The following is a 12,753-nucleotide window of genomic DNA, read 5'->3' on the forward strand; positions in this document are numbered from 1 at the left end:
TTCCTCGTGATCTCATAATGATTTCCCGGTGAATTCCCGTTCAGCATCCTGTTCGGCGGTGGTGCGCGTCAATCGGCAGAAGAGTGTTTCCGCGCGGTTCCCGACGACCGGCATCGACGGATCGCCCACGCAGGCGGCGTCCATGCCGATTACCGCGGGTATCCACGCACCGTGGAGTTGTGCGCCCCGCGTTGTTTTCCGGCGGTCGCCGAGGAATTCCACTCCGTTCGCGCCGCCACCCGGCCGAACGTGAGCCGGCCGCCGCTCCCGTCAGTTCTCGTAGAAGTAGCCGGTCACGTCGACCACGAGGTCGAGGTCGCCGTCGCTCCCGTTGTGGAACGCCGCCGTCACGTCCTCGGTGACGGCGAGGTTGTTGGTCACGGCACCGGCGGCGAAGTTCAGCGTGGAGGCGTTCGGCCGGAGCTCGAACGGGTGCGGGTGGTAGGCGGTGAGGTGGCCTTCGCGCCGGGGGTTGACGACCTTCGCGTTGAACATCACCGCGGTGGGGCCGAAGTCGAGCGGCGGGGCGCCGAGACCGAGGGTGTACTCGGTGGTCGACCTGCCCGGCAGCGCGCCGGCGGGACCGCCGACGGCGGTGCGGGTGTCGACCGCGCGGAGCGGTGACACGGGCAGGAGGAAGCTGTCGCCGCCCGGGGCGAAGTAGCCGACCACGTCGACGACGAGGTCCACGGCCGCGTTCGCGGAGAAGGTGATGTGCCCGTCGGCGCTGATGGGCACGATCGCCGCGTTCGTGACGACCTGGCCCGCCGCGTAGTTGAGGTTGGAGGTCTGCGGGGCGCCCGTGCCGCTGGGGAAGGCCGTCAGGTGGCCCGGTGCGCTCGGGTTGACCACCGTGATGTTGAGCAGTGCCGCGCCCGCGTAGCGGGGGACACCGCCGGTGTAGTGGCCGGCGACCCGCTGGGTGAACGCCTCGCCGGCGGCGATGGACCGGGGGAACGGCATCCCGTGACCGGTGCGCGTGTCGAGCAGCCGGTTCGGGTGGACCGGGGTGAAGCCGTCGGTCTCCGCGGTCCTGGTGAAGTAGCCGGAGACGTCGGCGATCAGGTCGACGGTGCCCGGACTGGCGTTGTGCAGGTCGAGGTGGCCGCCGCCGACGGCGACGGTCGCCAGGCCGGGCACGGTCCCGCCGGCCCGGAAGTCCACCGCGGACGCGGTGGGCCTGGCCTGCCCGGCGGGGTGGGCGGTGAGGTGCCCGTCGGCCGTCGCGTTGGTGACGGTGAGGTTCACGGACACCGCCGTCACGTCCGCCGGAACCCCGTGGCGGCCGCCGATCGCGAGCCGCAGGGTGCTGTACGGCGCGACCTTCCGGGCCGGGGCGCCGATCCCGCTCCTGGTGTCCAGGAACCGGGTCGGTCCGTGCTCGACGTACCCCGAGCCGAGCGTGGTGAAGCTGGTCGTCGTCGTCGCGGTGGCGCCGCCGGCGTCGGTGGTGGTGGCCCGGACCCGGTAGGTGCCGGGGCTGTCGTACCGGTGCTGGGCCACGCCGTGGGGGACGGCCGCGGTGTCGCCGTCGCCGAAGTCGAACGTGGTGCGGGTGATGTTCCACGGGTCACCGCCGGGGTCCACCGCGAACCTGGCCGTCATGCCACCGTGCGTGGTCGCGGCCAGGGTGGGGTTCAGCGTCCCGCCCGCGGGCACGACCTTGACCGGCCAGGACCTGTCGGTGGTCAGCAGGGACTCGCTGGTCGCGGTCACCTTGACGGTGTAGGTGCCGGTCGCGCGGTAGGCGTGGGTCGCCGAGCACGGCGACACCGTCGTCGTCGTGCCGTCCCCGAAGTCGATCGCGCAGGTGAAGGGCGCCCCCCACAGGGAGCGGAGGGTGCCGCCGACGGTGACCACGCCGCCGACCGGCGCCTGCGACGCGGACGTCGCGAGGGACTCGCTGACGATCTGGTCCTGCTGCTCCCGCGCGCCGCGGTCGAGGTAGGGGACGGGGCCCGTCCCGGTGTCGGGCACCTGCGGGTTGTCCACCCGGGGGCCGTTGACGGCCTGGTCGAGCACGCCCGGCGCGGCGGCGTTGCCGGAGTCGACGGCCGCGGTGCTGTCGTCGGTGCGCGCCTGCAGGTCGTGGGCGCCCTGCCCGGTGGCGGCGTGCAGGGCGGTGGGGGTCTGGTGGGCGGTCCCCGCCCAGCGGTACGCGTTGAGGTGCGGCAACACGGTGTTGTAGTCGAGCGTGACCCCGGGGGCCGCCGCGCCGTCGACCTCGATCGCGTGCACCGGTCCTCGCGGGCAGTAGCTGCTGACCGAGGCGGACAGCACGTCCGAGACGACGTTGTTCTGGATCGAGGAGCCGGTGGTCGCGCCGGTGACCACGACCGCGCGGTGGCACGACTCGTCGAAGTCGTTGTTGGTGACGGCGAGGGCGTCGACGCCCTCGGCGACCACGCCGTGGTTGCCCAGCGAGGTGATCCTGTTCCCGGTGACCGTGACGCCGGAGCCGCCGGCGGCGTGCACGGCCCGCCCGCGCGTGCCGAAGTCCGTGCGGCTGACCGTGACCTCCGTGGACCCGCCGGTGATGCGCACCGAGTCGGCGCCGCCGTAGGGGTCCGCGTCCGGGCGCAGCGAGGCGCGGTCGAGCGTCACCCGGTCGGCGTCGTCGACCACGACGGCGTGGGTGGCGGTGGCGCCCTGGACGGTCGTGCCGCGCAGCGCCACGTCGTGCGCCCCGCGCACGGTGATCGTCGGCGCGGTGCCGCCCGCCGGGCGCCGCACGGTTCCGCCGGTGAACACGATCGGCGCGTCGGCGGTCCCGGACCGGGTGATGGTCACGCTCTCGTCGTGCGTGCCGGTGATGTCGACGACCTGGCCGGGGCCGACCACGTCGGCCGCCGCCTGCACCGTGCAGAACGGCGTGGTCGCGCTGCCGTCGCCGTCGTCGGTGCACGTCGCGGTGTCGCGCACGTGCAGCGTGGTGGCCGCGGCGTGCGCCACCGGCACCGGCACCACCCCGGCGAGGACCGCGAGTGCCGCGGCCGCGGCGGTGGTCGACAAGCGCACGGTGTCTCCTCGGGGGCGCACGGCGGACGGCTCGGTATTCCTACCGCGAATCGTCGCCGGCTGTGACCGGGTTTCCTCATCCGGCTCACCCTGCTGCTCCGGTCGGTGGGGTCGGGCGCCGTGCCGGGGGTCCGGGCCGCGGGCCTGCCCGAACGGGCGGCGCATCCCGCCCCGGCGGCCGTGTCCGGACCGCGGGCGCGGGGCGATGATGGGCTTGCGGCCTCCACGACGGGCGGGCACGGTCGTGGACGGGTGCGCGCTGCGGAGGGAGTGCCGGTGGCACCACACCGGGTGGAACGCGAGAACCGCCTCCGGGACGAGCGCGGCACCGGCGGGGCGCGCCACCGCGTCCTGCCGCCGCTGCTCGCCCTGCAACGCGCCGCCGGGAACGCGGCGGTCGCGCGGGCGGTCCTCCAGCGGGTCGGCCTCCAGCGGGTCGGCCCGCCGACGGTCACCGCGGTGACCCCGGCGGCGGCCGAGGTGGGCGTGGGCCGCGACCTGGGCGTGCGGGCCACCGTGACCGGTTCGTCGGCACCGCTGACCTGGGCGCTGGCGGGCGCGCCCCCCGGCGTGACGATCCACCCCTCGGGCAAGCGGGCACAGGTGCGGACACCGGCGCCCGTGGCGGGCGCGGCGATCGGCGGCGCGAACTTCACCGTCACCTGCTCGGTCGGCGGGGCCGCGCCCGTCGTGTCCACGCCGGTGCTGCTGGTCGAGGTCACCGGCGTCGCGTTCACCCCGGCGCCGGCCTTCGGCGCCTCCTTCGCCACGGCCATCGGCAACGCCGTGCCGCCGGCCGCCACGGCCGACCCCAACCGCGACGGCGTCACCGGCAACACCGCCACCGCGGCGGTCACGACCGCGCCCGCCGGGCGCGCCGTGGCGTTGACGACGCCCGGCAGACCGGGCGCCGCGGTGGCCGGCACGGTCGTCCACCCCCGCGCCGGCACGGGCACCCAGCGCGTCCGCGTCACCGACACCGCCACCCGGACCTTCACCGAAGCGCCGCTGACGATCAACAGCGTGCCCACCAGGGTCAGCGGGTTCGGGGCGCAGACCACCGCGATGCCGGGGCAGTACGGCGGCTGGAACACCGTGCTGTTCGGCGCGAGCGACCCCTCCGGGGCCGGCAGCCGGCCGATCGCCGAGATCATCACCCAGGTCCGGGACGACTTCGCCTTCGGCGCGCCGATGGCGGGCGCGGGCGCGCCGTCGCTCGCGTTCTCCGCGCCGGCCGACAACTGGACCGATCAGAACACCACGCCCACCACGATCGACGTCAACGCGTTCGAGGGCCCCGGCGTGCCGCACCCGCCCCGGCTGATCCTGTACCGCCAGCAGTTCTTCTGGATGTCGTGGACGGGCACGTTCGCCACCACCGCGTCGGCCACCGGCACCCACCGGCGCACGCTGCTCAGGTCCGGCGGCGGTCACGTGTTCCGCACCGAGCAGTTCTTCCCCGGCGCGGCGGCCCCGCCGATGAACGACCCGTACGCGGGACCGCCGCTCGTCGTCCTGTCCGGGGTCACCGCCGCGCCCGTCGCCGCCGACGGCGTCTCGACCACCAACGCCACCGTCGCCACCACCGTCCCGGGCCGTCAGGTGGACTGGTCGGTGCTGTCCGGGGGCGGCAGCGCGGCGATCACCGCCGGCGCCGCGGCCAACCCGGTCGGCTCACCCGCCGTGCTCACCGCGACCACCACCGCCGGCCGGGTGCGGCTGCGCGTCGCCGACACCGCCTTCCCCCACCGCAGGGCGGACGGCGTCGTGCGCGTCCTGCCCGTGGCGCTGCGCGGCATGACGGCCCCGAGGTCCGTCGCGGCGGGCGTCGGCGTCGCCACCGTGTCGGTGACCGCGAGCCCGGCGGGCCGCGTGGTCGACTTCGTCGCCGACAACGGGGCCGTGGTCGGCCCGCCCGCGGTCGCGGGCAACGTCCACACCGCGACGGTCACCCCGCCGGTCGGCTTCACCGGCGTGGTGACCGTGACCGCCAACGACCACGTGCTGCCGGCGCGGACCGCGACCAGGCGCATCAGGTTCCGGTGACGGGGATGCCGGAGCACGGCGCGCAGCGGCCCCCGGACGGCCCCCGGGTCCGGTCCGGGTTCCGGGTCGCCACCCCCGACCCGCCCGCCGGCGGGGCGTGCGTCGTCGTCTGGTCGGTCGAGGCCCTGACCTCGGACCTGCACCTGCTGACCGGGACGGACCGCGGCGGCGGCCGACCGGCGCACGTGGGGCTGCGCGCCGTCCTCGACGGGGTGGAGCTGCCCGACCCGGCGACGGCGCCGGCCCTGGGCGGCCCGTCCGGCGTGGTCGTCGTCCGACCGGGCGAGCCGTACGAGCTGCGCCTCCTGGTCAACCGGTTCGCGCGGCTGGAACGGGCCCGCGAGCTGGTCGAGCCGGGCGCGAGCGGGACGCTCGTGCTGAGCTGCCGCCGGGCCCTGCCGCTCGCCGCGCGCCCCGGGGAGGCGTTCGCGCTGAGCGGGGCGCCCGAGGTCACCGCCGAGCTGCGGGTGACCGTCCACCACGACGAGGAGGCCCTCGAAGCCGAGATCGCCGCCCTCGTGGAGGTGCTGCGCGGCCGGTGGCGGGAGGCCACGTCGAACGAGCTGGAGACGGCCCTGGACACCCTGGTCGCGCTCCGGCTGCCCGAATCGCGCACCGCGCTCGCCGGGCTCACCGACCACCCCAACCCGCTCGTGCGCCAGGAGGCGGACCGCGCCGCCGCCCGCTGAGGAACGAGGCGCGACCCCGCCCGGCCACCCCGGTCGCACCGCGTCGCGACGCGGTGCGACCGGCGTTGCCCCGCGCCGGCACGGGTGCTCGTCCCGCGCGGGGTTCAGCGGAGTCCCGACGTCAGGGACTGTCGGCCAGGGCCCGCTCCGGCCTCACCTCAGGTGCCGGGCGAAGAACCGGTTCGCGTCGTCCCCCTCGAACGCCGGGACGCCGGTGTGCCCGCCCGTGTTGGCGTGCAGCGTCTTCTCCGCCGAGCCGAAGGCGTCGAACAGGTCCAGGGCCATCCGCCGGTCGTTCCCCTCGTCGTCCCACTGGAGCAGGACCAGCAGCGGGACGGTGACCCGCCGGGCCTCCTCGAACGTCACGCGGGGCACGAAGCTCCCGGCGAACAGCACGGCGGCCGAGATGCGCGGCTCGACCACCGCCAGCCGGGTGCCGATGGCGATCACCCCTCCCGAGTACCCGACCGGGCCGCCGATGCCGGGCAGCGCGAGGAGGGCGTCCAGGGCCGCCCGCCACTCCGGGACCGCCCGGTCGACCAGCGGGAGGACCAGCCGGTCGACCACGTCGTCACCGACCGGCTCGCGGGCCTCCAGCGCCCGGACCAGGTCGGCGCGGGCCTGTTCGAGGTCGGCGGAAGGGGGCCGGTCACCGGCCCAGGGCAGCTCGATGGTGGCCGAGGCGAAGCCCGCCGCCGCGGCGTGCCGGGCGCGGGCCACCAGGCGGGGGTGCATCCTGCGCAGCCCGCCGGGGTGGCCGAGCAGGACCAACGGGGTCGGTGCCGGCGCGGCCCGGGGCGTCCACAGGACGCCGGGGATGTCGCCGAGGGTGAACTCGCGCTCGACGACACCGTCGTCGAGGTGCTGTTCGGAGGTGAAACGCATGGTCGTGCCCTTCGGGAGTGCTCGGTGAACGGCGCTCCCGGACGACCTACCGCCCGACCGTGACCCCAGGGGGGAGCACCCACGTCGACATGTTCACGGGTACCACCTCCTCGGTCTCCAGCACGGCGTCGGGAAGGTAGCAGCGGCCGCGGTGGGCCGCCACCGGTTTTTCGCGGTGGAACCCGGGAGCGGTCCGGGGCGTCGAAGTCGCCGGAGTTCGTGGACCGGCGGAACCGCACCTGTCCACCTGGGAGAACGGGTGTGATCCAGTGCCGGGCATGTCGTCACCACCGCCGTACCCGCAGGGGCCCGGGGGACCGGGGGGCCCGCAGCCCGGTCACGCACCGCAGCCCTGGCCCGCACCGCAGCCCTGGCCCGCCCACCCCGGCGGACCGGCGCACGGCGGACCGCCCCCGCCCCCGCGGCGCAGGAGCGGGGTGGTGTGGGTGCTCCTGGCGCTGGTCCTGCTCCTGGTCCTGGCCGCCGGTGTCGTGGTCTGGTCGACCCGGGGCGGCGGGTCCCAGGGCAACGGCTCCCCGGGCGGCGGCCGGAACGGCGAGGCGGCCGGGGACGCCGGGTGCGCGGGCGACTACTGCATCGGCCGGTTCGAGTACGTCAACGCCTGCGGCCTCCTCGACCCGTCGAGCACGACCGCCCGGATCGGGCCGACCGGCGACGACGGCCTGCTGGTGCAGGAGTCCTTCGCCGACCCCCTGCCCACCGCCGACCCGGCGTCGCCGCGGCCCTTCCTGGTGCGGTCGCTCTGCGACATCAGGCCGGTCGACCACGAGAAGGCGGTGTTCCGCAGCCTGTCGCTGGAGTTGGAGCAGTACGCCGAGGAGGGGCCCGCGAAGGAGAAGCCCCTCCAGCAGGGCCGGTCGCTGCCGGGCGTCGGGAACGCCGTCGTGAAGGACGAGGACGGTGGCGCGGAGGTCTTCGGCCAGGTCCGCAACACGCGCTTCCGGCTGAACCTCGTGTGGAGCAACAAGAAGCCGCCCATCCCCGACGCCACGCTCACCGGGCTGGTCGACGCCGTCGTCAAGGGTGTGGGCACCGGGCCCAGCGCGCCCGCCGACCTCGGCGAGCTGAGCGAAGGCGGCCGGCGGGTCGTGACCGACGCCTGCACCGTGTTCACCGGCGCGGACTTCCAGGACGCGGTCGACCACGTCGTCGACCCCACCAACGTGGACCGCACCTACAACACGGCGCTGGTGGGGTCGATCACCAGCACGTGCAGGCGGACCACCGCCCAGCTCGACCGCGACCGGCCGGCACCCGCGGGCACCACCTACCTGGACGGGGGCATGTCGCCCAAGGTCGCGGTCACCCAGCACCCCGACGCCGCGGCGGCGCGGGCGGCGCTGGCGGAGGACCGCCGCGACATCGCGGGCGCGGTGGACGTCCCCGGTGTCGGCGACGGCGCGGTCTTCGGGGTCGCCGCCTCCGCCTTCACCCTGGAGTTCACGCGCGGGTTCCACCGGGTCCGCGTCGACTGCGGGCTCACCAACGGCACCGCGGACTGGACCCCGGCCGACATGCGCGCCCGCCTCGAACCCCTCGCCGCCGCCATCGCGGCCCGCATGCCCTGACCACCGCCCCGCGCGGTCCGGTCGACCACCGGGCCGCGCGGACCGTCCACAGAGGAGTCAACCGTCCGGTGACGCGCCGGCCGGTGGCGGTGACCGCCGCACGGGTGGTGGACGGGACCGTTCGGGTGCCGTGCGCCGCGCACGGCCGTTCCCGATGATCTCCTGTGGCACAGTGGCCCCGGACGGACGTCCGGGTCACGAGCACTGGAGGACACCATGCCCGATCTCGTCGACCGGGTGCGCGACCTCGTCCCCCTGCTCCGGGCCAACGCCGCGCGCTGCGCCGCCGACCGCCGCGTCCCCCGCGAGAACCTCGACGCGCTGCGCGAGACGGGGATCTTCCACGTGGCCCTGCCCCGGCGCTTCGGCGGCGTCGGGTGCGACGTGCGCACGAAGCTCGCGGCCCTCACCGAGGTCGCCCGGGGCTGCGGTTCCACCGCCTGGGTCACGGCCATCTACCTGGACTCCGTCTTCCTGCTCGCGAAGCTCCCCGACGACGTGCAGGACGAGGTCTTCGCGGACCGCCTGGCGTTCCACTGCACCACCCTGGCCCTGCCCGGACGGGCGGTGCCGGTCGACGGCGGCTACTCCGTGTCCGGCCGCTGGCCGTTCAACAGCGGCTGCCTGGACGCCTCCTACCTGTTCCAGCCCGCCGTGGTCGAGGGCGGCGCCCCGACGCACTTCGTCATCCCCGCGCGCGACCTGGTGATCGAGGACGACTGGCGCGTCAGCGGCATGGAGGGGACCGGCAGCAACACCGTGTCCGGGCAGGACGTCTTCGTCCCGCACCGGCACGCGGTGCCGACGGCGCTGCTGCTCGACCAGGACCACCGCGGCGAGCGCCACCCGGACTCGCCCGTCCACCGCCACCCCGCGCTCACCTACCTGCTGACCAGCGCCGTCGCGGCGTTCCTCGGGATGGCGGAGGCCGCGTACGAGCTGTACCTGGAGCGCCTCCCGCGCCGCGGCCCGATCGCCTACACGGGCCACACCCACCACCGCGACGCCGCGATCACCCACCACCAGGTCGCCGAGACCAGGCTGAAGATCGACTCCGCCCGCCTGCTCGCCGACCGGGCGGCTGCCCTGCTGGACGAGCGCATCGCCGCGGGCGTGCCGTGCGGCGTCGAGGACAAGGCGGAGGTGTGGGGCCGGGTGGCCTACGCGACGAGGCTCTGCACCGAGGCGGTCGAGACGCTGCGCCTGACCTCGGGCGCGTCGGGCATCGCCACGGCACTGCCCATCCAGCGGATCGCCCGGGACGTCCAGGCGCTGGCCACGCACGCGATCATGACCCCCACCACCGGCATCGAGCACCACGGCCGCGCGCTGTGCGGTGTCGAGCCGAGCACGCCGTTGCTGCTCTGACGCCGGGCGCTCAAAGGGGATGACGGATCGCGGTCGTGCGGGCACGGCAAGTCATACCCGGAAATTCCACCCGAAGGTGTGTTCATCCTTCGTGCTCGGGTAACCGTTGGCCAGCACGCCAGAGGCGCTCGACAAACGAGGAGGAGGTGATCCGCGGTGTTGTTCCCGGTGTTCGACGCCACCGCCCCCGGGCGGGGTGTCCCGACCGCCCGGCGCTCGGCGGGCCACCACCCCTCCGGGCGCGGAACGTGCCGACGCGACCGGCCGTCGCCGGTCGCGTTACGGGTCTGAGGGCCGCGACAGGTCCTCCCCGTCATCTCCAGGGCCACCCGTGCCCCGGCACGGGTGCTGCGAGCAACCGACTGCACTCGACCCGCACCAGCGGTCCGCGAACGCGGCTGCGCGGGGGAAGGAAAGACGGAACCACACATGACTTCGACCATGGAGCGCATCAGCCACTGGTACGGCCGCGACGTCCGCGACCGGTCCGGCGACAAGATCGGCAGCGTGGAGCAGGTCTGGGCCACCGACGGCGACGACCAGCCCGCCTGGGTGTCGGTCAGGACGGGCCTCTTCGGCCTGCGCCAGTCGTTCCTGCCGGTGCGGGGGCTGAGCGAGGGGCCGGACGGCGACCTGCGCACCACCTGCACCAAGGAGCAGGTCAAGGACGCGCCCAGCGTGGACCCGGACGGCGGCCTCGACGCCACCGAGGTGCAGCGCCTGTACCGCCACTACGCCACCGGCAACGACAGCACCGGCAACGACAGCACCGGCAGCGCCGGCTACGGCGGCACCGCGTCGACCACCCGTGACCGCGCCGAGCACGCGGGCCACGCCGAGCACGCGGGCCACGCAGGCCGCGACACCGACAACGCGATGACCCGCTCGGAGGAGCACCTGCGGGTGGGCACCGAGCAGCACGAGGCGGGCCGGGCGCGGCTGCGCAAGTACGTGGTCACCGAGACCGAGCAGGTCGAGGTGCCCGTGCGGCGCGAGGAGGTCCGCGTCGAGCGGGAGCCGATCACCGACGCCAACCGCGGCGAGGCGTTCTCCGGCCCGGCCATCAGCGAGGCCGAGCACGAGGTGACGCTGCACGAGGAGCGGCCGGTGGTCGACACCCAGGCCGAGCCGGTGGAGCGGGTGCGCCTGGCCAAGGAGCAGGTGACCGACCAGCGGACCGTCTCGGGCCAGGTGCGCAAGGAGCGCATCGACACCGAGGGCGCCGTCGACCGGGACCGCCACCGGGGCTGACGAGGACGACCGATCCGGCGCCCGGCACGTCGAGGGCACCCGGCACGTCGAGGGCCGGCGCCCCACCCGCTGAGGGGTGGGGCGCCGGCCCCGTCGTGGTCGAACCGTGCCGGGTGGTCAGCGCTGGAGCGTCAGCACGCCCGGTCGGTAGGGCAGCTTGCCGTAGTCGCCGCCGGAGCTGGGGCTGCGCCCCTGGTAGAGCAGCTGGAGGTTGCAGGGGTCGATGGTCTTGGTCTGGTCGGGGTTGGCGCGGACCAGGTCACCGTGGCTGATGTCGTTGGTCCAGGTGGCACCGCTGTTGGCCTTGCCCGCGAAGGGGTTGCCCTCGGTGGCGGCCTGCGGCGTCCACGAACCGCCGAGGCTGCTGGACGTGAACGAGCGGAAGTAGCGCCCGTTGGTCCCGATCGCCTCGACGATCATCAGGTACTGGTTCTGGCCCTGGACCTTGTAGACCTCGACCGCCTCGAACAGGTTGTTGGTCGTGTCGCTCATGATCGTGGTGTAGGACGAGCCGAAGCTGCTCGGGAAGTTCCCGATCGGCATGACCTGGCGGTAGATCTTGCCGTTGTCACCGGCGAAGAACAGGTACATGTTCTGGCCGTCACCGATGATCGTCTGGTCGATGGGGCCCGTGCCGGAGCCGGTGATGCTCGCCGTGGAGAGCACCTGCTGCGCCGACCACCCGTTCGGGTTGGTGGGGTCGCTCGACGTCCGGTAGCTGAACGCGGTCCCGCCCCACTGGTAGGCGAGCACCCAGATGTTCCTCGGGGCGAAGTAGAACAGCGTGGGCGCCACGGTGCTGATGTTCATGGCCTGCTGGGGCGCCGAGGCCATGTCGGACCAGTTGCTGAAGAGCCCGAAGTTCATCGACCCCCAGGACGTCCCGGTGTCGTGGGTCGTGGCGTAGACCAGGTGCTTGCCGTTGTACGGCACGTAGGTGAAGTCCTTGAGCGAGACCCACCCCGACCGCGGGTTCGCCAGCGAGCCCGTCGAGGTCCAGCGGTACGTCGACGGCAGGGAGCACCCGCCCGGTTGGCTGGTGGTCGTGGTGGTGGTCGGGCCGCCGCCGCCGATGCGGACGAGTTGCCACTGCTGGTTGGCGCCGCCCCAGTCGCTGTACTGGACGATGTTGGCGCCGTCGGCGGTGGAGGCGCCTTGGACTTCGACGGCCTTGTTGCTGTTGCGGTTGATGAGGCGGACGTGGCCGTTGTCGGAGTCGGCGAGGCGGAACTGCTGGTTGGTGCCGTTGCCGTCGGCCCACTGGACGATGTTGCCGCCGTCTGCGGTGGAGAAGTTGTGGACGTCGAGGACCTTGCCGGAGTGGCGTGACTTGAGGCGGTAGTAGCCGCCGCCGGAGTCGACGAACTGCCACTGCTGCTGGTTGCCGTCGTTGCGGGTCCACTGGGTGATGCGGGCGCCGTCGTTGGTGGCGAGGTTGTAGACGTCGAGCGCCTTGCCGCTGGTGCGGTTGACCAGCACGTACCACGCGGTCGTGTCCACCGTGGCGGCCGACGCGGGAGTCGCGCCGAGCGCCGCCAGCAGCCCGCCGAGCAGCACGGCGACGACGGCGACGACACCGGCCAGGCGATGCCCGCGGACGCGTGGGACGGTGGTGGGTGGGTGGTGACCTGACCGGACCATGGACGTACTCCTCTTCGTCGAGGTGGGGACGGTGCGCTGTGGGACGGGTGCGCTGTGGGGCGGGTGCGCTGTGGGGACGGAAGCGCGGTGAGGACGGGTCAGCCGACGCGCAGGGGTCGCCACTGCCGGTCGGTGGTCCCGGGCGGGGCCGTCGGGACCGTCGACGCGAGCGCCGCTCGTGACACTGACCTCGGTGTCAGTTCCATCTTCCACACTCTCCGGGGTCCACCCGGGTTCCCGGGCGGTGGCGGGCAGGACTGCCGGGC

Annotated in this window: 9 protein-coding genes; 5 read left to right on the forward strand and 4 right to left on the reverse strand. The window is 74.3% G+C overall.

From position 1 onward, the window contains the following. Positions 1-12 precede the first annotated feature (12 nt). Together ACRAKJ_RS14725 and ACRAKJ_RS14730 are read right to left on the reverse strand one after the other, a co-directional pair. Positions 13-222 (reverse strand): hypothetical protein, encoded by a 210-nt coding sequence (locus tag ACRAKJ_RS14725; protein ID WP_447008981.1) that lies wholly within the window; start codon positions 220-222, stop codon positions 13-15. A gap of 48 nt (positions 223-270) precedes the next feature. Next, positions 271-3,018 carry a PKD domain-containing protein gene (locus ACRAKJ_RS14730; protein ID WP_438926175.1) on the reverse strand — a complete coding sequence of 916 codons (2,748 nt, stop codon included), beginning with the start codon at positions 3,016-3,018 and terminating at the stop codon, positions 271-273. A gap of 276 nt (positions 3,019-3,294) precedes the next feature. Between ACRAKJ_RS14730 and ACRAKJ_RS14735 the strand changes: the two genes are divergently transcribed. Then, positions 3,295-5,064 carry a hypothetical protein gene (locus ACRAKJ_RS14735; protein ID WP_438926174.1) on the forward strand — a complete coding sequence of 590 codons (1,770 nt, stop codon included), beginning with the start codon at positions 3,295-3,297 and terminating at the stop codon, positions 5,062-5,064. A gap of 5 nt (positions 5,065-5,069) precedes the next feature. Further along, positions 5,070-5,753, forward strand: a complete 684-nt coding sequence (locus tag ACRAKJ_RS14740) for a hypothetical protein (RefSeq protein ID WP_438926173.1) — start codon at positions 5,070-5,072, stop codon at positions 5,751-5,753. 153 nt (positions 5,754-5,906) lie between these two features. Here the strand turns inward: ACRAKJ_RS14740 and ACRAKJ_RS14745 are convergent, their stop codons facing one another. Continuing rightward, entirely contained in the window at positions 5,907-6,638 is a 732-nt protein-coding gene (locus ACRAKJ_RS14745; RefSeq protein WP_438926951.1) for an alpha/beta hydrolase, read from the reverse strand. A gap of 437 nt (positions 6,639-7,075) precedes the next feature. On the opposite strand from ACRAKJ_RS14745, the gene ACRAKJ_RS14750 reads away from it, so the two are divergent. From ACRAKJ_RS14750 to ACRAKJ_RS14760, 3 genes are all read left to right on the forward strand, one after another. Next, positions 7,076-8,227: a hypothetical protein gene (locus ACRAKJ_RS14750; RefSeq protein ID WP_438926950.1), complete on the forward strand. Its 1,152-nt coding sequence runs from the start codon at positions 7,076-7,078 to the stop codon at positions 8,225-8,227. A 216-nt stretch (positions 8,228-8,443) separates the two neighbouring features. Continuing rightward, a complete protein-coding gene (locus ACRAKJ_RS14755; RefSeq protein ID WP_438926949.1) occupies positions 8,444-9,595 on the forward strand; it encodes an acyl-CoA dehydrogenase family protein in 1,152 nt (383 codons plus the stop codon). A gap of 429 nt (positions 9,596-10,024) precedes the next feature. Then, entirely contained in the window at positions 10,025-10,846 is an 822-nt protein-coding gene (locus tag ACRAKJ_RS14760; protein WP_438926948.1) for a DUF2382 domain-containing protein, read from the forward strand. A 117-nt stretch (positions 10,847-10,963) separates the two neighbouring features. Here the strand turns inward: ACRAKJ_RS14760 and ACRAKJ_RS14765 are convergent, their stop codons facing one another. Next, the gene (locus ACRAKJ_RS14765) at positions 10,964-12,487 is read right to left on the reverse strand and encodes a non-reducing end alpha-L-arabinofuranosidase family hydrolase (protein WP_447008982.1); all 1,524 of its coding nucleotides are present in this window, start codon (positions 12,485-12,487) and stop codon (positions 10,964-10,966) included. Positions 12,488-12,753 lie beyond the last annotated feature (266 nt).

The organism is Saccharothrix sp. DSM 118769, from assembly GCF_052936295.1.

Coding starts and splice junctions, on each gene's coding strand:
- ACRAKJ_RS14765 (WP_447008982.1), bottom strand. CDS start 12,487: ATGGTCCGGTCAGGTCACCACCCACCCACCACCGTCCCACGCGTCCGC.
- ACRAKJ_RS14745 (WP_438926951.1), bottom strand. CDS start 6,638: ATGCGTTTCACCTCCGAACAGCACCTCGACGACGGTGTCGTCGAGCGC.
- ACRAKJ_RS14755 (WP_438926949.1), top strand. CDS start 8,444: ATGCCCGATCTCGTCGACCGGGTGCGCGACCTCGTCCCCCTGCTCCGG.
- ACRAKJ_RS14760 (WP_438926948.1), top strand. CDS start 10,025: ATGACTTCGACCATGGAGCGCATCAGCCACTGGTACGGCCGCGACGTC.
- ACRAKJ_RS14740 (WP_438926173.1), top strand. CDS start 5,070: ATGCCGGAGCACGGCGCGCAGCGGCCCCCGGACGGCCCCCGGGTCCGG.